The organism is Agromyces sp. SYSU T00194, assembly GCF_040496035.1.
Classification (GTDB): Bacteria; Actinomycetota; Actinomycetes; order Actinomycetales; family Microbacteriaceae; genus Agromyces; species Agromyces chitinivorans.
In genome coordinates, this window is the sequence record NZ_JBEPJZ010000001.1 from 2,035,221 (window position 1) to 2,054,374 (window position 19,154).

General features: G+C 72.7%; 20 protein-coding genes. 12 read left to right on the forward strand and 8 right to left on the reverse strand.

The genetic code is table 11. The features are described 5' to 3' along the window. Positions 1-24 precede the first annotated feature (24 nt). Complete coding sequence (gene modA, locus ABZK10_RS09400) at positions 25-804, reverse strand: molybdate ABC transporter substrate-binding protein (protein ID WP_353808929.1); 780 nt, start codon at positions 802-804, stop codon at positions 25-27. Then, entirely contained in the window at positions 801-1,217 is a 417-nt protein-coding gene (locus tag ABZK10_RS09405) for a TOBE domain-containing protein (RefSeq protein ID WP_353808930.1), read from the reverse strand. Before ABZK10_RS09405 ends, modA begins: the two co-directional genes overlap by 4 nt. A gap of 115 nt (positions 1,218-1,332) precedes the next feature. Here ABZK10_RS09405 and ABZK10_RS09410 point away from each other — a divergent pair, with 115 nt between their 5' ends. The 12 genes from ABZK10_RS09410 to ABZK10_RS09465 all read left to right on the forward strand — a co-directional run bounded on the left by ABZK10_RS09410 (position 1,333) and on the right by ABZK10_RS09465 (position 13,826). Continuing rightward, positions 1,333-2,502 (forward strand): ThiF family adenylyltransferase, encoded by a 1,170-nt coding sequence (locus ABZK10_RS09410; RefSeq protein ID WP_353808931.1) that lies wholly within the window; start codon positions 1,333-1,335, stop codon positions 2,500-2,502. A gap of 174 nt (positions 2,503-2,676) precedes the next feature. Then, positions 2,677-3,867, forward strand: coding sequence for a molybdopterin molybdotransferase MoeA (locus ABZK10_RS09415; RefSeq protein ID WP_353808932.1), 1,191 nt, complete (start codon positions 2,677-2,679; stop codon positions 3,865-3,867). After that, on the forward strand, positions 3,864-4,958 hold the full coding sequence (gene moaCB / locus ABZK10_RS09420) for a bifunctional molybdenum cofactor biosynthesis protein MoaC/MoaB (protein WP_353808933.1): 1,095 nt from the start codon (positions 3,864-3,866) through the stop codon (positions 4,956-4,958). The genes ABZK10_RS09415 and moaCB overlap by 4 nt, the downstream gene beginning before the upstream one ends. Beyond that, a complete protein-coding gene (locus ABZK10_RS09425; RefSeq protein ID WP_353808934.1) occupies positions 4,951-5,364 on the forward strand; it encodes a molybdenum cofactor biosynthesis protein MoaE in 414 nt (137 codons plus the stop codon). Before moaCB ends, ABZK10_RS09425 begins: the two co-directional genes overlap by 8 nt. 654 nt (positions 5,365-6,018) lie before the next feature. Then, a complete protein-coding gene (gene urtA, locus ABZK10_RS09430) occupies positions 6,019-7,311 on the forward strand; it encodes an urea ABC transporter substrate-binding protein (RefSeq protein ID WP_353808935.1) in 1,293 nt (430 codons plus the stop codon). Positions 7,312-7,405: 94 nt separating this feature from the next. Beyond that, on the forward strand, positions 7,406-8,290 hold the full coding sequence (gene urtB / locus ABZK10_RS09435) for an urea ABC transporter permease subunit UrtB (RefSeq protein WP_353808936.1): 885 nt from the start codon (positions 7,406-7,408) through the stop codon (positions 8,288-8,290). Then, positions 8,287-9,417: an urea ABC transporter permease subunit UrtC gene (gene urtC, locus ABZK10_RS09440; protein ID WP_353808937.1), complete on the forward strand. Its 1,131-nt coding sequence runs from the start codon at positions 8,287-8,289 to the stop codon at positions 9,415-9,417. Before urtB ends, urtC begins: the two co-directional genes overlap by 4 nt. Beyond that, positions 9,414-10,232, forward strand: a complete 819-nt coding sequence (gene urtD, locus ABZK10_RS09445) for an urea ABC transporter ATP-binding protein UrtD (RefSeq protein WP_353808938.1) — start codon at positions 9,414-9,416, stop codon at positions 10,230-10,232. The genes urtC and urtD overlap by 4 nt, the downstream gene beginning before the upstream one ends. Beyond that, the gene (gene urtE / locus ABZK10_RS09450) at positions 10,232-10,912 is read left to right on the forward strand and encodes an urea ABC transporter ATP-binding subunit UrtE (protein WP_353808939.1); all 681 of its coding nucleotides are present in this window, start codon (positions 10,232-10,234) and stop codon (positions 10,910-10,912) included. The genes urtD and urtE overlap by 1 nt, the downstream gene beginning before the upstream one ends. Positions 10,913-11,008: 96 nt before the next feature. Continuing rightward, positions 11,009-12,691, forward strand: a complete 1,683-nt coding sequence (locus tag ABZK10_RS09455) for a purine-cytosine permease family protein (protein WP_353808940.1) — start codon at positions 11,009-11,011, stop codon at positions 12,689-12,691. Next, positions 12,688-13,257 carry a TetR/AcrR family transcriptional regulator gene (locus ABZK10_RS09460; protein WP_353808941.1) on the forward strand — a complete coding sequence of 190 codons (570 nt, stop codon included), beginning with the start codon at positions 12,688-12,690 and terminating at the stop codon, positions 13,255-13,257. The genes ABZK10_RS09455 and ABZK10_RS09460 overlap by 4 nt, the downstream gene beginning before the upstream one ends. Then, on the forward strand, positions 13,254-13,826 hold the full coding sequence (locus tag ABZK10_RS09465) for a TetR/AcrR family transcriptional regulator (RefSeq protein WP_353808942.1): 573 nt from the start codon (positions 13,254-13,256) through the stop codon (positions 13,824-13,826). Before ABZK10_RS09460 ends, ABZK10_RS09465 begins: the two co-directional genes overlap by 4 nt. A 22-nt stretch (positions 13,827-13,848) precedes the next feature. On the opposite strand, the gene ABZK10_RS09470 is transcribed toward ABZK10_RS09465, so the two are convergent. Genes ABZK10_RS09470 through ureB form a run of 6 tightly spaced genes read right to left on the reverse strand, consistent with a single transcriptional unit; the run spans position 13,849 to position 19,146 of the window. Next, positions 13,849-14,877, reverse strand: coding sequence for a HoxN/HupN/NixA family nickel/cobalt transporter (locus ABZK10_RS09470; protein WP_353808943.1), 1,029 nt, complete (start codon positions 14,875-14,877; stop codon positions 13,849-13,851). Continuing rightward, positions 14,874-15,632, reverse strand: a complete 759-nt coding sequence (locus ABZK10_RS09475; protein WP_353808944.1) for an urease accessory protein UreD — start codon at positions 15,630-15,632, stop codon at positions 14,874-14,876. The genes ABZK10_RS09470 and ABZK10_RS09475 overlap by 4 nt, the downstream gene beginning before the upstream one ends. Beyond that, complete coding sequence (gene ureG / locus ABZK10_RS09480) at positions 15,629-16,441, reverse strand: urease accessory protein UreG (protein WP_353808945.1); 813 nt, start codon at positions 16,439-16,441, stop codon at positions 15,629-15,631. Before ureG ends, ABZK10_RS09475 begins: the two co-directional genes overlap by 4 nt. Further along, complete coding sequence (locus ABZK10_RS09485) at positions 16,434-17,108, reverse strand: urease accessory protein UreF (protein WP_353808946.1); 675 nt, start codon at positions 17,106-17,108, stop codon at positions 16,434-16,436. The genes ureG and ABZK10_RS09485 overlap by 8 nt, the downstream gene beginning before the upstream one ends. Further along, complete coding sequence (locus ABZK10_RS09490; RefSeq protein WP_353808947.1) at positions 17,108-18,811, reverse strand: urease subunit alpha; 1,704 nt, start codon at positions 18,809-18,811, stop codon at positions 17,108-17,110. The genes ABZK10_RS09485 and ABZK10_RS09490 overlap by 1 nt, the downstream gene beginning before the upstream one ends. Next, complete coding sequence (gene ureB / locus ABZK10_RS09495) at positions 18,811-19,146, reverse strand: urease subunit beta (protein WP_353808948.1); 336 nt, start codon at positions 19,144-19,146, stop codon at positions 18,811-18,813. The genes ABZK10_RS09490 and ureB overlap by 1 nt, the downstream gene beginning before the upstream one ends. Positions 19,147-19,154: the final 8 nt, after the last annotated feature.

Sequence of the window (19,154 nt, forward strand, 5' to 3'; positions counted from 1 at the left end):
GTGCCTCGGCCTGCGGTGCCCCGATCACGGCGGGCCGAAGCCGGCATCGGCGAGCACCTCCCGACCCGCGTCGGAGCGCACGAACGCGATGAACTCGCGGGCGGTGGCGCCTTCGGTCGTGCCGATCGGCGCGATCGGATACGCGTTGACGACGGCATCCACCCCCGGGGCCGGGACCTCCTCGACCGCGCCGCCCGCCGCCGCCACGTCGGTGCGGTAGACGAGCCCCGCGTCCGCCTCGCCCAGCGACAGGCGGGTGAGCACGGCCTTGACGTCCTGCTCGAGGGTGTCGGGCGCCGCGTCGACGCCGGCGCCCTCGAGCACCTCGGCCGCGGCCGCTCCGCAGGGCACCTCGGGTGCGCAGAGGGCGATCGCGAGGTCGGGGTCCGCGAGGTCGCCGAGGCCCGTGACACCGGCGGGATTGCCCGCCGGCACGGCCAGCGCGAGGGTGTTCGTGGCGAACACCTCCGGGGCGGCGGCGGTCGCGCCGCCGTCGACCGCGCGCTGCATGGTGGCCTCGTCGGCCGACGCGAAGACGTCGGCGGGCGCGCCCTCGAGGATCTGTCCGACGAGCGTCGAGCTGCCGCCGTACGAGATCGCGACGTCGATGCCCGGATGCGCCGCCTCGAACGCCGCGGCCAGCTCGTCGAAGGTCTCGGTGAGCGACGCCGCCGCGAACACGGTGATCGACGGGCCGGGCGCGTCGACCGGGGCGAACGCGCCGGTGCCCGAGCAGCCGGCGAGGGCGAGCAGGGCGACGGATGCCGCCGCCGTCGACGCACCCCGCCGGAGCCGACGGCTCACGGGCGCTCCGTGCCCGGCACCTCGACCACGACGGTCGTCGCCTTCGCGCTCGCCGCGGCGAGCATGCCCGGGGCGAGGCCGAGCTCGTCGGCCGCCTCGCGCGTCATGAGCGACACCACCCGGAACGGCCCGGCCTGCAGGTCGACCTGCGCCATCACGCCGTCCTTGGTCACCGCCGTCACGAGCCCGACGAACCGGTTGCGCGCCGAGGCGCCGGCGAAGGGGAACGCGTCGGCGAGTGCCGTGCCGGCGCCGGTCTCGCCGAGCAGCGGGAGGAGGTCGGCGCCCGCGACGACCTGCATGCCGTTCGCCGCGCGCGACACCGGCACGCGACCCTGGTCGGCCCAGCGGCGCACCGTGTCGTCGCTCACGCCGAGGAGGGCTGCCGCCTCGGCGATGCGGAACTCCTGCATGATGCCCCCTCCGTGGATGCGTGTCCGATACGCAATCGTAGCCGTGAATGCGGTCATGCTGGGCGGATGTCGCCGATCGGTGCGCGCACCGCCGACGGCTTGCGAGAATCGGAGCATGCCTCCCGTCGACCCGGCGTCCCCGCGCTACCAGCGCCAGCGCATCCTCCCCGGCGTCGGTCCCGGCGGCCAGGAGGCGCTCGCCGCCGCCCACGTCGTCGTGCTCGGCGCGGGCGGCCTCGGCAGCGCGGTCGTGCCGGTGCTCGTGGCGGCCGGCGTCGGCCGCGTCACGATCGTGGACGACGACGTGGTCGACGAGACGAACCTGCACCGCCAGGTGCTGCACGGCATCGCCGACGTGGGGCGCGCGAAGGTCGAGTCGGCGGCGGATGCCGCCCAGACGCTCAGCCCCGAGACGCTGGTGCAGCCGCATGCCGCGCGCTTCACCGAGGCGAATGCCGACGCACTGCTCGAGGACGCCGACCTCGTGGTCGACGGCACCGACGACATCCGCACCCGGTACGTCGCCGACGACGCGGCCGCACGTCGCGGCATCCCGCTCGTCTGGGGGTCGGCGGCGAAGTTCTCCGGGCAGGCGGGCGTCTCGTGGGAGGCGCACGGGGTCGCGTACCGCGACCTCTTCCCCGAGGCCCCGGCCCCCGACGCGGTGCTGAGCTGCGACATCGACGGCATCCTCCCCAGCGTCTGCACCGTCGTGGGCGGCCTCATGGCCGGCGAGGTGCTGAAGCTCCTGACCGGCATCGGCGAGCCGCTGCTCGGACGGGTCGCCACGTTCGACGCGTTGTCCGGGCGCACGCGCGAGATCGCGTACCGGCGTGCGGCGCCCGTGCCCGGCGCGGCGGCCGACGAGCGGTCGCGTGGCGCGGGCTCCGGTGCATCCGTCGCGCCATCGGCCGCCCCGGCGCCGAGCCCCGTCCCGGCCGGGGTCGGGCGACGGCAGCACGTCGCGCACGATGCGCTCAGCGCGCGGGAGCTGGCGGACGAGATCGCCGGCGGGCATCCGCCCCTGCTCCTCGACGTGCGCGAACCCTGGGAACTCGACGTCGCCCGGCTCGACGGGGCGATCAACATCCCACTGGGCGAACTCGCGGCCCGCCTCGACGAACTCGACCGCGACGAGCGGATCGTGGCGCTCTGCCACCTGGGCGTGCGCTCGCAGCACGCGCTGCACGTGCTCGACCACGCCGGCTTCGCCGACATCCGCCACCTCGACGGCGGCCTCGACGCCTGGTCGGCCACCGTCGACCCCACCGTCCCCCGCTACTGACCCGGACCCGTCGATTCCCTGCGTTCCGGGCCCGTATTCCGCGGTCTTCTGACGGGTCTCGGGCGCCGCGCGGGCGTTCCGGTTCGAGACCCGTCAAGAACCTGCGTTCCCAGCGCTGGGAACGCAGGAAGTCGACGGGTCTCGGAAACGGTGCGGAGTTGGGAGGATGGGGGCATGAGCCGCATCGGGGTCGACGAACACGCCGCGTACGTGCGGAGCCTGCTCACGGGACTCTCCGCGCGACCCGCCGAACGGGTCGCGCTGGCCGAGGCCCTCGGCCGCGTGACCGTCTCGCCCACCGCGTCGCCCATCGCGCTCCCGCCGTTCCGCAACGCGCAGATGGACGGCTACGCGGTGCGCGCGGCCGATACGACGGATGCCCCGCTCACGCTGCCCGTCACCGGCGAGGTCGCCGCCGCTCCGGGCGCGCCCGCCCCGCTCGCCCCGGGCACGACCGTGCGCATCATGACCGGCGCGCCGGTGCCGGAGGGCGCCGACGCGGTCGTCCCGGTCGAGGGCACCGACCGCGGCACCGAGCAGGTGCGCATCGAGACGCCCGTCGCCCGGGGCACCTACGTGCGCGAGGCCGGATCGGACCTCGCCGCCGGCGCCGACGTGCTGCCCCCGGGCATCCGCCTCGCCTCCCGCCACCTCGCCGCCGCCGCGGCCTCTGGCCTGACCCACCTGCTCGTGCGCGAGCGCGTGCGCGTCGCGGTGATCTCCACCGGATCGGAGCTCGTCGACGCGGGTGCCCGGCTCGCGCCGGGCGAACTGCCCGACGCGAACGGCGTCGCGCTGGCGTCCGCGGTCGCGGCCACGGGTGCCGACGTGGTGCACCGGGGTCGCGTGCGCGATCACGTCGCGCGCTTCCGCGACGAGCTCGACGCGGCGGTGGCGGCGGGCGCCGAGCTCGTGATCACCTCGGGCGGCATCTCGCAGGGCGCGCACGAGGTGGTGCGCGAGCTGCTCGAGCCGATGGGCGCGTGGGTCGGCTCGGTCGCCATGCAGCCGGGCGGCCCGCAGGCGGTCGCCGTCTACGAGCGCGTGCCGGTCGTCGCGTTCCCCGGCAACCCGGTGAGCGCGCAGATCTCGTTCGAGGTGTTCGTCGCGCCCGTGCTGCGCGCGATCGCGCTGCTGCCCGCGGCGCGCACCGCGCGGCTGCCGCTCGCCGAGCCGGTCGATTCGGTCGCCGGCCGCCGCCAGTTCCGCCGCGGGCGCCGCACCGCCGACGACGCGGTCGTGCCGGTCGGCGGCCCCGGATCGCACCTGGTCGCAGCCCTCGCGGCATCCGACCTGCTCTTCGTCGTGCCGGAGGACGTCACGGAACTCGCGGCCGGCGACCTCGTGGATACGGTGGAGCTATGAGCCTCACCCACCTCGACGACGACGGCCGCGCCCGCATGGTCGACGTCGGCGCCAAGGCCGTCACGCGCCGGGTCGCGGTCGCCGAGGGCCGCCTCGACACGACCGCCGACGTGATCGCCCTGGTGCGCGCCGACGACCTGCCCAAGGCCGACGTGCTGCCGACCGCGCGCATCGCCGGCATCGCGGGCGCGAAGCGCACGAGCGAGCTGATCCCGCTCGCGCACATCCTGCCCCTGGAGAAGGTCTCGCTCGACTTCGAGCTGGGGGAGACGTCGATCGCGATCCGCGCGACCGTCGCCGTCACCGGCAAGACCGGCGTCGAGATGGAGGCCCTCACCGCCGTCGCGGTCGCGGGCCTCACCCTGCACGACATGATCAAGGCGGTCGACCCGGGCGCCGTGCTCGGCGGCATCCGCCTGGTGGAGAAGACCGGCGGCAAGCGGGGGCACTGGCGGGCGGATGCGGGTGAGCAGTCGGGTGCGGCGAGCCGGCCGGGTGCGACGGGCCGGGCGGATGCCCCTGGGCAGACCGAGCCTGCAGCGCGAGCGGATGCCCCTCCGTCGGCGCGGTCCTCCCGTCGCACCGCCGAGGTCATCGTCTCCTCCACGCGCGCCGCGACCGGCGTCTACGCCGACGAGACCGGCCCCGTGATCGCCGAGCGCCTCGCCGCGATGGGCTTCGACGTGGCGGAGCCGATCGTGGTCGCCGACGCCGACATCGGCACGGCGATCGCCGCGGCCGTCGCCCGTGGGCCGCGCGTGCTGCTCACCACCGGCGGCACCGGCGTGCACCCCGGCGACCGCACGCCCGAGGCGACCGCGGCGGTGCTCGACCGCGAGCTGCCGGGCATCGCCGAGGCGATCCGTGCCGCGGGCCTCGCGAAGACCCCGACCGCCGCGCTCAGTCGCGCGCTGGCCGGAGTGGCCGGCGGCACCGTGGTGGTGAACCTGCCCGGCTCGCGCGGCGGCGTCGCCGACGGCCTCGACGTGCTCGCGGGCCTGCTGCCGCACGTGCTCGACCAGCTCGACGGCGGGGACCACCGGACTGCGGCGGCCGACCACCACCGCGGCGAGGGGGCCGCGCATGCCTGAGGTGCTCGCCGTCGTCACCACGGACCCGCTCGACCGCGCCGCGATCGAGGCGTTCGTCACGACGCGCCGGGACGGCGCCGTCGTGACGTTCGAGGGCGTCATCCGCGACCACGACCACGGCGAGTCGGTGAGCGCGCTCGAGTACCAGGCCCACCCCGACGCCGAGAAGTTCCTGCGCGAGACGTGCGCGGAGATCGCGGCCGAGACGGGGCTGCGCGTCGCCGCGGCCCACCGGTACGGCGCGCTGGCGATCGGGGACGTGGCGCTCGTGGCATCCGTCGCCGCCCCCCACCGCGCCGAGGCGTTCGCGGCCTGCGCCGCCCTCGTCGACCGCATCAAGGAGCGCACCCCCATCTGGAAGCGCCAGCACCTCGCGGGCGGCACCACCGAATGGGTGAACCTCTGACGCGTTCGCGTTCGCGTTCGCGTTCGCGTGCGCGTCCGCGCACGCGCCAGCGCCCGCGATCGCGCGACGTCGACGCGCTCGACGTCGCCGACCGCGAGGCGACCACCGCCGGCTGATCGGTCGCACCGGTGCCGATGCTCGCGCCTGCGAGAGCGTGCCGCGCTGCTCCCACGTGCCACGAGCGTCGCGTCGCTGCGCTGGTTCGCTGACACGGACCACACCGGTCTGCACCGGTGCTGCTGACAGAACACTGTCACAATTCTGCAACGGCGGCTGCGTGGCAGGATCGCGCCGCTGGGGACGATGGTGGCGGATTCACCGTCATTTCCCGTGATTCCGGGCCTTGTGCGGCGGTTCCCCGACGATCGCCTCCCGAGCATTAACACGAGTGACATATCGAAGCAATGTCAATGTAATGCCGAACCTCGAATCTAGGAGCACCTGCAGCGGTCGGCAGTCTTCTGCCGACGAGTACCACCGGGTCGGATCGCGTCGGTACCGCGACGATTCCGCCCCGGCGCACCACGAGCACCTCCCACCTGCGATGGGCGGATCCGAGGGATCCGCATCGCGGGCGGGTCCGGTCGTGCATCCCCGGCGACCGTGCCTCCCGCCCCGCGATTCGCACCACTTCACACCGAAACGGAGCACAGCATGATCACCACGAGCAGGAAGCGCGTCAAGGCGCTCCTCGCCGCGGGCGCGATCGCCGCGACCACGGCCCTCATCCTCTCCGGCTGCGGCGCGCGCGCCGGCGACACCGCATCCGACGACGCCTCCGAGAGCTGCGTCGACACGTCGGGCGACACCATCAAGCTCGGCTTCCTCAACTCGCTCACCGGCGGCATGGCGATCTCCGAGACCACCGTCTCCAACGTGCTGCACATGGCGGCCGACGAGATCAACGCCGACGGCGGCATCCTCGGCAAGCAGATCGAGTACATCCAGGAGGACGGCGCCACCGACTGGCCGACCTTCGCGGAGAAGACCGAGAAGCTGCTCACGCAGGACTGCGTCGCGGCGATCTTCGGCGGCTGGACCTCGTCGTCGCGCAAGGCCGTCAAGCCGGTGGTCGAGGAGCACAACGGGCTGTTCTTCTACCCGGTGCAGTACGAGGGCCTCGAGTCGTCGCCGAACATCTACTACACGGGCGCGACCACGAACCAGCAGATCCTCCCCGCGATGGACTTCCTCGCGGCCGAGGGCGTGGAGACCCTGTTCCTCGCGGGCTCCGACTACGTGTTCCCGCGCACGGCGAACGCCATCATCAAGCTCTACGCGGCCGAGCTCGGCATCGAGATCGTCGGCGAGGAGTACGTGCCGCTCGACAAGGACGACTGGACGACGCAGGTCGCGAAGATCGTCGAGGCCGACCCCGACTTCGTGTTCAACACCATCAACGGCTCGTCGAACGTCGGCTTCATCAAGGCCTACTACGACGCCGGCCTCTCGCCCGAGGAGACCCCGATCATCTCGGTGTCGATCGCCGAGGAGGAGGCGCCCGCCATGGGCCACGAGGTCACCGGCAACTACGCCTCGTGGAACTACTTCCAGTCGCTCGACACCCCGAACAACCCCGAGTTCATCGAGGCCTGGCAGGCCTACCCGGGCTCGAGCGGCGTGACCAGCGACCCGATGGAGGCCGCGTACATCTCGCTCTACCTGTACAAGGCGCTGGTCGAGGCGGCAGGCAGCTTCGACGTCGACGCGGTGAACGCCGCGGCCACGGAGAACGAGATCACGGTCGACGCTCCCGAGGGCGTCGTCACGCTCGACGGTGAGAACCACCACATCTCCAAGCCCGGCCACATCGGGCAGATCAACGAGGACAACCAGTTCGACATCGTCTGGGAGTCGGACGGGTTCATCGACCCGGACCCGTACCTCGACGAGTACGACTGGTTCCCGGCCGACGTCCGCGACGCGCTCGTGGCGGCCGCGGGCTGATCCCGCCGACGCGGGGTCCCGTGCCGCCACGGCACGGGGCCCCGCGTCCCGGACCCGCTCGAGATCCCATGCTCACGGAAAGGAGCGCCCGCAGGTGGAAGCACTCATCCCGCCCCTGCTGAACGGCACCGCGCTGGGCGCGCTGCTGCTGCTGTCGGCCCTCGGCCTCACGCTCACCTTCGGCCAGATGGGGGTGATCAACATGGCGCACGGCGAGTTCATCATGGCCGGCGCCTTCGTCGCCTACCTGACCCAGCTGATCATCCCGTCGAGCAGCATCTCGATCCCGGTCGCGCTGCCGCTCGCCTTCGTCGTCGCCGGGCTCCTCGGGCTCCTCCTCGAGGTGAGCATCATCCAGTGGATGTACCGGCGGCCGCTCGACACGCTCCTCGTGACCGTCGGCGTGGCGCTCATCCTCCAGCAGGCGGCGCTCCAGATCTTCCCGGCCCAGGGCGTGCCGGTCGAGAACCCCGAGTGGCTCCAGGGCCAGCTCGACGTCTTCGGCTACGCCTGGCCGTACCGACAGCTGTTCACCATCCTGCTGGCCGCGGCGTGCGTCGCCGCGCTCGCCGCCTGGCTCAAGTACACCTCGTTCGGCCGTCGCATCCGGGCCACCGTGCAGAACCGCGACCTCGCCGAGACCATCGGCATCCGCACCCGCGTCGTCGACCGCATCACGTTCTTCGTCGGCTCCGGCCTCGCCGGTGTCGCCGGCGTCGCCGCATCGCTCATCGGCGGCACGAACTCCCAGATGGGCACGCAGTACATCATCCCGGCGTTCCTCGTGGTCGTCGCCGGCGGCATCGGCCAGGTCAAGGGCACGGTCATCGCCGCCTGGGTGATCGGCGTCGCGATGGCCCTCTTCGCCGACTGGACGACGGGCAGCCTCGCGCAGGTGCTCGCCTTCGCCCTCGTCGTCGTCTTCCTGCAGTTCCGCCCGCAGGGCCTGTTCACCGTACGCACCAGGGGGTTGGCATGACCGCACTGACGAAACTCAAGCCGTGGGCGTCGCTCATCGGCATCGCCGTCTTCGCGGTGGTGCTGCTCGCCGTCGCCCCCTCGGTGCTGTCGATGCACTGGATCAACAACCTCGGCAAGTACTGCGCCTGGGCGATCGTCGCCGTGGGCATCGGCCTCGCCTGGGGCCGCGGCGGCATGCTCGTCATGGGCCAGGGCGTCTTCTTCGGGCTCGGCGCCTACGCCATGGCGATGCACATGACGCTGGAGAACGCCGGCCCCGACGGCATCCCCTCGTTCATGATCCTGTACGACCCGCTGGCGCCGCTCCCGGCGTTCTGGGAGCCGTTCCGCAGCGAGCTGTTCACGCTGGCGGCGATCATCGTGCTGCCGGTCGTCGTCGCGGGCATCCTCGGCTACGCCCTCTTCAAGCGGCGGGTGAAGGGCGCGTACTTCGCGATCCTCACCCAGGCGCTCGCGGTCGCGACCGCGGTGCTGGTCAGCTCGACCATTCGCGAGACCGGCGGCGACACGGGCCTCAGCGGCTTCCGCACCTTCTTCGGGTTCCTGCTCAGCGACGACGCCAACAAGGTGATGATCTACCTCATCACCGCCGGGCTGCTGATCGCCTGCATGCTGCTCGTCTGGCAGCTCCACCGGAGCCGCTTCGGCGAGCTGCTGCTCGCGACCCGCGATGCCGAGGAGCGCGTGCGGTTCCTCGGCTACGACCCGGCGAACATCAAGCTCACCGCGTTCGTGATCGCCGCGGTCATGGCCAGCATCGGCGGGGCCATGTTCGTGCCGCTCGTGGGCATCATCACGCCGGCCGAGATCGGCGCCTCCGCGTCGATCCTCATGATCGCCGGCGTCGCCCTCGGCGGACGCGCGTCGCTGTTCGGCCCGGTGCTGGGCGCCATGGCGATCGGCTGGGGGCAGTCCAGCCTGGCCTCGAGCTGGCCCGAGGGGTGGATCTACATCCTCGGCCTGCTGTTCGTCGTCGTGACGCTGTTCCTGCCGAACGGGCTCGCGTCGCTGTACACCCGGGCGAAGGGGCTGGTCGCGGGACGCCGCGGCGACACGGCCGCGCCGACGCCCCCCGCGCCGACCGAAACGGCCGCGAAGTCCGAGAAGGCGGAGGTCTCCGCATGAGCGCGAACGACCAGGCCACGACCGTCGACGAGGCGGTGGAGCCGCCCGCACCCGACGCGGAGACGTCCGTCGCCGTGTCCCACCTCACCGTGAGCTTCGACGGGTTCACCGCGGTCGACGACGTCAGCCTGCTGATGCTGAAGGGCCAGGTGCACTTCCTGATCGGCCCGAACGGCGCCGGCAAGACGACCCTGGTGGATGCGCTGACCGGGCTCGTCCCCTCCACGGGCAGTGCCCTGTACGACGGGATGGACCTCGTCGCGATGAAGACGAACAAGATCATCCGCGCCGGGGTCGGGCGCACCTTCCAGACGGCGACCGTCTTCGACGAGCTCTCGGTGCTGCAGAACCTCGACATCGCGGGCGGCGTGCATCGGAAGGCCTGGCGGCTCCCGTTCCGCCGCCGTGGCGTGCCCGACTACGTCGAGGAGGCGCTCGAGACGATCGGGCTGTCGGCCCTGCGCGACGTGCCGGCCGGCATCCTCGCCCACGGGCAGAAGCAGTGGCTCGAGATCGGCATGCTGCTGGTGCAGGACGCCAAGGTGATGTTCCTCGACGAGCCGGTCGCGGGCATGAACGCCGACGAGCGCGACGAGACCGGTGAGCTGCTCCGCCGCATCGGCGACGAGCGCACGATCATCGTGATCGAGCACGACATGGACTTCGTGCGCAACTACGCCGAGTGGGTGACGGTCATGCACACCGGCAAGCTGCTGACCGCGGGCACCGTCGAGCAGGTCCAGGCGGACCCGCGCGTGCAGGCGGTCTACCTCGGGACGTCGGCGGACGCCGCCGTGGAAGGGATGGGTCACTGATGCTCGAGATCACCGGAGTCACTGCCGGCTACGGCCGCACGAAGGTGCTGCACGATGTCACCGTCACGATCCCCGACGGCCAGGCCGTGTCGATCATGGGCCACAACGGCGCCGGCAAGACCACCCTGCTGCGCGTCGCGACGGGCCTGTTGCCGGTGATGAGCGGGAAGGTGCTCATCGACGGCGAGGATGTCACGAGGATGCCGCCGTCGAAGCGCGTGAAGCGCGGGCTCGGGTACGTCCCCCAGGGGCAGCAGTGCTTCCCGCAGATGACGACGCTCGAGAACCTCCAGCTGGTCGCGAAGCGGCAGTCGGAGATCGACGAGGTCTTCGACCTGTTCCCCGTGCTGAAGGAACTGCTCGCGCGTCGCGCGGGCCTGCTCTCGGGCGGCCAGCGCCAGCAGCTCGCGATCGCGCGCACGCTGCTGACGAAGCCGAGGCTGCTCGTGCTCGACGAGCCGACGGAGGGCATCCAGCCGAACATCGTCGCCGACATCGAGCGGGTCATCATCGACCTCACCCGACGGGGCGACCTGTCGGTGCTGCTCGTCGAGCAGCACGTGGGATTCGCGCTGCGCTCCACGAACGACTACTACGTGCTGCAGTCGGGGCGCATCACGATGACCGGTGCGGGAGGTGCGGAGGCCATCGACAGCGTGCGGGAGGCCATGGCGATCTGATCCACAGCGAATCGTCACGGCAACGCGTTGGAAACACTCGACCGGGACAATCCTCATGTCGGGGACGCCCGGGAGGTCGGTGTGGATACGCTGCGCGTGAGGTCCGAGGGCCGTGCAGGTGACGCGCGCGCCGCCGCCGAGGACAGCCTCGAGGACTACGCCTTCCGGTACGTGCCCCGTTCCTTCCGCCGCTGGAGCGCGCTGTCGGTCGGCGGCACGGCGCTCGGGTCGATCGCGTTCCTGGCCGACTTCTCGATCGGCGCCAGCATCGGGCTGGAGCACGGCACGACGAACGCGCTGCTCGGCATCCTGCTGGCATCCGTGATCATCTTCCTCGTCGGGTTCCCGGTCGCCTACTACGCGGCCCGGTACAACCTCGACCTCGACCTCATCGCCCGCGGCTCGGGCTTCGGCTACTACGGCTCGATCATCACCACCGTCGTGTTCGCCGGGTTCACCTGCATCTTCTTCGCGCTCGAGGGGGCGATCATGGCGCAGGGGCTCGAGGCGGCCGTGGGCATCCCCATGCCCATCGGCTACCTGATCTCCACGGTCGTCGTGATCCCGATCGTGATCTTCGGGATGCGCGCGCTCGAGCGACTGCAGTTCTGGACCACGCCGCTCTGGCTGGCATTGGCACTGCTGCCGCTCATCTGGATCGTCTTCACCCAGCCCGACGTGGTGACGGAGTTCATCGACTTCACCGGCGTCTCCGACGGCGAGGCGAGCTTCAGCGCCGTGGTCGCGAGCGCGGCCGTGTGCTTCGCACTGACGCCGCAGCTCGCGGAGCAGATCGACTACATCCGCGTGATGCCGCCGCGCACGCGGGCGAACGCGACGTCGTGGTGGACCTCGTTCGTGTTCAGCGGACCCGGCTGGGTCATCTTCAGCGGCACGAAGCAGGTCATCGGGCTCTTCCTCGCCGTCTACCTCGTGACGAAGGTGAACCCGTCGATCGGCGACCGCGCGGTCGAACCGGTCAAGCAGCTGCTCGGCATGTACCAGTCGCTGCTGCCCGACTGGGTGGCGCTCATCCTGGCGCTCATCCTCATCGTCATCGCGCAGGTGAAGATCAACGTCACCAACGCGTACTCGGGCTCGCTCGCCTGGTCGAACGTGTACACGCGCGTCAAGAAGCGCTACCCGGGCCGCACGGTCTTCGTGCTCTTCAACCTGGTCATCGCGCTCGGGCTCATGCTGCTCGGCGTCTTCAGCCTCATCTCGGTGGTACTGAGCCTCTACGCGAACGTCGTCATGGCATGGCTCGTGACGATCTCCGCCGACATCGTGGTCAACAAGCACCTGCTCCGCATCTCGCCGCGCTTCCCGGAGTTCCGGCGCGGCATGCTGCACGACTGGAACCCGGTGGGACTCGTCTCGGTCGGCCTGGCGTCGCTGCTCTCGCTGGCATGCTTCGCGGGAGCGTTCGGGCCGGCGATGCAGCCGTTCTCCGTGCTCATCGCGATCGGCGTCGCCGCGCTGGTCACGCCCCTGATGGCGCTCGCGACGCGCGGCCGGTTCTATCTCCGGCGCACCTCCGACGGCATCCCGAGCCCGATCCTCGATTCCGACGGCAACCCGTCGGGGGAGCGGCTGCGGTGCCACGTCACCGGTTACACTTTCGAGCGACCGGACATGCTCGCGTCGGCCGAACCCGGACCGCACGGCGAGGTGCAGTTCGTGTCGTCCCTGGCCCTGGCGCTCGACGAGTCCGACCGGTACGTCCTCCCGCCCGAGCCGGTCGCGACCGAACCGCGAACGAGGGGAGGGCGCACGTGACGGAGGAATCCGACGACACGCGTTCGGCCATCCTCGCGAGCGCGGCGAAGCTGCTGCGCCAGAACACCTTCGAGGACGTCTCCTACCTCGAGCTCGCCGAGCTGGCGGAGGTCTCCGAGCGCACGATCTACCGGCGCTTCCCCACCCGGTCGCACCTGCTCGAGGCGCTCGGCCGGTGGATCGAGGAGGAGCACTTCCCCGTGGGGGAGTTCCGCACCGTCGACGGCTTCCGCGAGGCCGTCCGCGCACGCTTCCGGGCGTATGACGCCGAGCCGGCGTTCGCGTTCGTCGCCGCCCGGGGAGCAGCGCTCTCGCCGACCGGCGACGCCGCCGCCGCACCGATCACCGCGGCGATCGTGGCGATGCTCGACACCGCGGCGCCGAACCTCAACCGGCGCGACGCGCTGCGCGCGGCCGCGACCGCCCGCCACCTCGCGTCGCCCATGTTCTGGGCGCGCATGCGCTCCGGGTTCGACATGAGCGCCGACGAGACGTTCCGCGCGTTCGACACGGCGATGCGCCGGGTGCTCCCGGCGGCCCCTCGGTCGAGCCGGGCGACGCGATGACCACGTCGGCACCCGAGCTCTCGGGGACCCAGGCGTCGATCCTCGCGGCCTACGCCGAACTCATCGAGGAGGTCGGCACCGACGACGTGTCGTTCCGCCTCATCGCGCTGCGCGCCGGCGTGGGGGAGCGCACCGTCTTCCGTCACTACCCGACCCGCGTCGACCTCCTGCTGGCGACCTCGGCCTGGATCGAGGCGACGATCTTCACCCGTCAGGACTCCGAGTCGATCTTCGACGTGCCCATCGCCATCCGCGAGGCGGTCGAGGCGTACGACCGGCGTCCGGAGCTCGCCCACGTCGTCGCCGAGTCGGCGATGCGCGGCGTGAACGGCGCCGAACCGGCCCCGCAGCGGTCGCACTTCGACGCGATGCTGCGACGCGAGGTCCCGTCGCTCGACGACGGCGAGCGTCGGGACATCGTCGCGGCGCTCTGCCACCTCGACTCGTCCGCGACGTGGGTGACCATGCGGCGCGAGTTCGGCATGAGCGGCCGCGACATCGCCGACGCGGCGACCTGGGCGGCCGAGGCCGTCCTCGACCCGATCCGCGACCTGGGGGGCGCGGCCTAGGGCCGCTCGCCGTCGATCGGGATCAGGCCGGCGCCGACGCGCGCTCCTGCGCGCGCGTGGCGAGCCACCCCGCGAGCCAGGCGAGCACGACGGTGCCGACGATGATCGGCCCGAACCAGTCGAGGTCGGTCGCCGCCACCGCCACCACCGGCGCCCAGCGCACGCCGAGCGCGCCGACGAGCACGCCGCACAGCCCCACCGTGCCGACCACGACCGCCACCGCGACCGAGATCGAGAGCAGCGCGGCGTTGTACCGGCGTCGTCGCTCGGGCCGGTCGGCCGACCAGCGGTAGATCCCGGCCGTGACGACGCTGTTGAGCCCGTCGCACATGACCATGCCCCCGGTGAACAGCAGGGGCAGCACCATGGCCGCGTACCAGGGCAGCACCACGCCCGCGCCGCCCGCCAGCAGCAGCAGGGTGATCGACGACGCCGTGTCGAAGCCGAGGCCGAACAGCAGGCCGACGACGAACATCTTCCAGGGCGCGTCGAGCGTCGCCGAGGTCCGCGCGATCAGTCGCGAGACGGGGCCTGCGGCGACCGGTCGGTCGTCCCGGCCGTGGGCGGCCGGGTCGGCATGCCGGGGGGACCCCCGGAACAGGCCAGCGAGGATGACGAGGTTCGTCGCCGCCATCGCCAGCAGGAACACGCTCGAGACGGTCGGCCCCCAGACGCCGGCGACCGATGCCAGGGGCGAGTCGTCCACCCCGATCTGCGACGTGAGCGCACCGAGGCCGGCGGTGACGAGCCCGACCGCGACGAGCACCACCGTCGAGTGGCCGAGCGCGAACCAGAGGCCCACGCCGGCCGGATCGCGGCCGTCGGCGACGAGCTTCCGGCTCGTGTTGTCGATCGCGGCGATGTGGTCGGCATCGAACGCGTGCCGCATGCCGAGCACGAATGCCGTGGTCGCGAGGCCGATGCCGAACGCGGCCGTGCCGGCCCGCGCGTCCGCGGGCAGCACGACCGCCGCGAACAGGGCCCACCCGACGACCGGCAGCCCGATGACCACGAACAGGGTGGCGCGCGCCGCCGGGGTGAGCCTGCTCACGCGAGGCTCCGGGCCCGGTCGGGTCGCTCGGCCGGCGGTGTCGGGGAAGACGCGTGCGGCGGCGCGACGCGCACCAGTCCCGCGAGCGGGCTCTCGTGCGCCGCCTCGCCGAGGTGGCGCAGCAGCGTGCCCCCGCGCTCGAGGTCGAGCCTGGTCGCGCCGGCGACGTCGTCGACGGGTGCGCGGTCGCCGAGCGCGAGGATCCCGTCCATGACGCGGTGGTGCCCGAGGATGCCGGGGACCGGGTCGCTGCCGGAGACGTCGAGCGTCTCGTGCAGCAGGGGCCCCGTGCCGTCGGAGGCATCCGTGGTCGACCGGAGCCGACCGCCGCGCTCGCCGGCGCGGCCCAGCACCAGGGTCTCCCGGCAGGTGGCCGATGCCCCCGGGCCGAGCACGATCGTGAGGGAGCGCCGGAGGTCGCCGGCGTCGGTGACGACGGTGGGCAGCCCGTCCCAGGCCACGTGCGCGTCGGCGGCGAGCTCGATGCGGGCGTGCCAGCCCGACGGCTCGCCCGCACCGTCGCGCCCGTAGACGACGAGCCCGCCGATGTCGACGAGGGTGAGCGTGCAGCCCGGCCCGACCGCGATGCGCATGCGCACCTCGTCGCCGGGCAGCAGCATGGCCCGGCCCGCGACGAGTGCGACCTCGGCGGCCCGCCCACGGCGGCGCACCAGTCGCGGCACCACGAGCTCGCCCGAGAGGGCGCACGACACCTCGTCGCCGCGGGGCGCGACGTCGACGACGGTGGGCCTCACGGGTGCGCGTGCTCCGCGTGGTCGTGCTCCGCATGCTCGTGGGTCGCGTGGTCGTGCGGGGCGGCACCCGCGTGCGCGTGGTCGTCCTCGCCGCCCTCATGGGTGTGCAGGTAGCCGGTGCCGTCCTCGTCCGCGTGGAAGTGGGGCGCCATGGGGCCCGGGTCCTGCGGCACGTGGGAGCCCGCGCGGTGCGCGGCGAGCACCGACAGCACCCACGCGCGCAGCGCGGCCACCGAAACCTCGTCGGTGCGCGAGAGGGCGAGCACGGGGCGTCCGTCGCGCGCCTCGGTCGCGTCGGCCACCATCTGCGGCACGTCGACGCCCACGTACGGCGCGAGGTCGGTCTTGTTGACGACCAGCAGGTCGGCGCGGCCGATGCCCGGGCCGCCCTTGCGGGCGACGTCGCCGCCGCCGGCCACGTCGAGCACGAAGATCTGCGCGTCGACGAGCGCGGGGGAGAAGGTGGCGGTGAGGTTGTCGCCGCCCGACTCGATCACGACGAGGTCGAGCGGGTCGAAGGTGCGCTCGAGGTCCTCGGCGGCCAGGAGGTTCGCGGTGACGTCGTCGCGGATCGCGGTGTGCGGGCAGGCGCCCGTCTCGACCGCGATGATGCGCTCGGGCGCCAGCACCCCCGCGGAGCGCAGGAACCGGGCATCCTCGTCGGTGTAGATGTCGTTGGTGATGACCCCGATGCGGATCTCGTCGGCGAGGGCGCGGCAGACGGTCGCGATGAGCGACGACTTGCCGGTGCCGACCGGGCCGGCGACGCCGAGGCGCAGGGCGCGGGGGGTGGACGGGTTCTCAGGCACGGAAGAGCCTCCTGGTGGATCGGGCGTGGGCCTCGGCCCACGCTTCGGACTGCGGCGCGCTGGGCGCCGGGATCTGGGCCGGTGCGGTGATCTCCGCGATCGCGGCGAGGTCGGGCTCGACCGCCGCGCACCGCTCGACCACGAGCGACACCAGGTCGAGCGGGTCGCGTGGCTCGAGCTTCAGCACCGCCGCCGCGGCGGCCTGCAGGTCCTCGTAGACGACGAGGCGTGCGAGCTCCATCGGCGGCAGCTCGAGCCCCGCCGCGATGACCCCGAGCACCGACGGCCGCGGGGGCGGGGTGCGGCGCTCGCGCCAGGCGGCGATGACCGCGTCGCCGGGGAGCAGCTCCCCGCCGACGCGGAGGTAGCCGCGTGCGAGCACCCGGGCCGCGTCGCGCTGCGCACGGCTCGGCGTGCGGGCCGCCCACGCGGCCTCGACGGCGTCCAGGTCGCCGTCGGCGAGTCGCACGTGGCGGGCGACCACGGCGGTGCCCGCCTCGACGAGCGCCGTGGTCGCGGCGCGGCTGCGGAGCAGGGCGGGCAGGTCGGCCGGCGCCAGGCCGGCCACGAGCGCGGGCTCGACGCCCGCCGAGTGGGCGTGGCCGCCCGACGGGAGCCGGGCGTCGGCCAGGAGCATGGCGGCCGTGGACGGTGCGAGCTGCGGCATCAGAAGAGCTGGTAGAGCTGCGCGAGCGGCAGGGTCGCGGCCGGTGCGGGCTCCACGAGCTCGCCGTCGATCGAGATGTCGAAGGTGTCGGGGCGGATGTCGATCCGGGGCAGGGCGTCGTTGTTGCGCATGTCGGCCTTGCCGACGTCACGGGTCGGGCGCAGCGGCAGCAGCCGGCGGCGGAGCCCGAGGCGCGCCTCGATGCCCGCGTCGAGCGCGGCCGGCGCGACGAACGACACCGAGAGCGGGCCGCCGATCGCGTCGAGGAACGCCGGGCGCATGAGCACGGGCTGCGGCGTCGGGATCGAGGCGTTCGGGTCGCCGAGGGCGCCCCACACGAGCCCGCCGCCCTTGATCACGACGCTCGGGCGGAAGCCGAAGAACTTCGGGTCCCACAGGGCGAGGTCGGCGAGCTTGCCCACCTCGATCGACCCGACCTCGCCGTCGATGCCATGGGCGATCGCGGGATTCACGGTGTACTTGGCGACGTATCGCCGGGCGCGCTCGTTGTCGGCCGGCAGCCCGCCGCCGAGGGCCCCGCGCCGGTGCTTCATCACGTGGGCGACCTGCCAGGTGCGCGTGACCACCTCGCCGATGCGGCCCATCGCCTGCGCATCGGAGGACGTGATCGAGATCGCGCCCATGTCGTGCAGGATGTCCTCGGCCGCGATGGTCGTCGCCCGGATGCGGGACTCGGCGAACGCGAGGTCCTCGGGCACGCCGGGGTTCAGGTGGTGGCAGACCATCAGCATGTCGAGGTGCTCGGCGACCGTGTTGACCGTGTGCGGCAGCGTGGGGTTCGTCGATCCGGGGATGACGTAGGGGAGCCCCGCGATCGAGAGGATGTCGGGGGCGTGACCGCCGCCCGCGCCCTCGACGTGGAACGCGTGGATGCTGCGCCCGGCCATCGCCGCGATGCTCGACTCGACGAAGCCGGCCTCGTTCAGCGAGTCGCTGTGCAGCGCGACCTGCAGCCCCCACTCCTCGGCGGCCGTGAGGCTCGCGTCGATCGCCGCGGGCGTCGAGCCCCAGTCCTCGTGCACCTTGTAGCCCGCGGCGCCCGCGAGCGCCTGCTCCTCGAACGCCGCGCGCGAGACCGTGTTGCCCTTGCCGAGCAGCAGCACGTTCACGGGCAGGTGGTCCATCGAGCGGTGCATCTGCTCGAGGTGCCACGCGCCCGGCGTCACCGTGGTGGCCTTCGACCCCTCCGACGGGCCGGTGCCGCCGCCGACGACGGTGGTGATGCCGGTCGCCAGCGCCTCGTGGATCTGCGAGGGGGAGAGCAGGTGCACGTGCGAGTCGATGGCGCCCGCGGTGAGGATCTTGCCCTCGCCGGAGATCACGTCGGTCGACGGGCCGATGACGAGTGCCGCGTCGACCCCGTCGGCGATGTCGGGGTTGCCCGCGCGGCCGATGCCGGCGATGCGGCCGTCGCGGATGCCCACGTCGGCGCGCACGACGCCCCACCAGTCGAGGATGATCGCATTGGTGATCACCGAGTCGAGCGCGCCGTCGGCACGTGAGACGGTGCTCTGCGCCATGGACTCGCGGATCGACTTGCCGCCGCCGAACACGGCCTCCTCGCCGCCGACCGTGAGGTCGTCCTCGAGCTCGATCCAGAGGTCGGTGTCGCCGAGCCGCACCTGGTCGCCCGTGGTCGGGCCGTAGATCGCGGCGTAGCGTTCGCGGTCGATGTGCACCATCAGTGCTCCTCCCCGTTCGGTCGCACCTGGATGCCCGGGACGAGCCGCCGGCCGCGCAGCGCGACCGCCCCGACCCGCTTCGACACGCCGGGCTCGAAGCGCTCCGAGGTGCCCGACGGGATGTCGAGCCGGAAGCCCGCGGCCGCCGCGCGGTCGAACTGCAGCGCGGCGTTCGTGTCGGGCAGGTGGATGTGCGAGCCGATCTGCACCGGGCGGTCGCCGGCGTTCAGGATCACCAGCTCGAGTCGCTCGGCCTCGGTGCGGTCGGCGTTCAGCTCGATGGTGCCGGGGCGCACGCGGATGGCGCCAGGGCCGGATGCTGCGGATGACGACACGTTCGGCT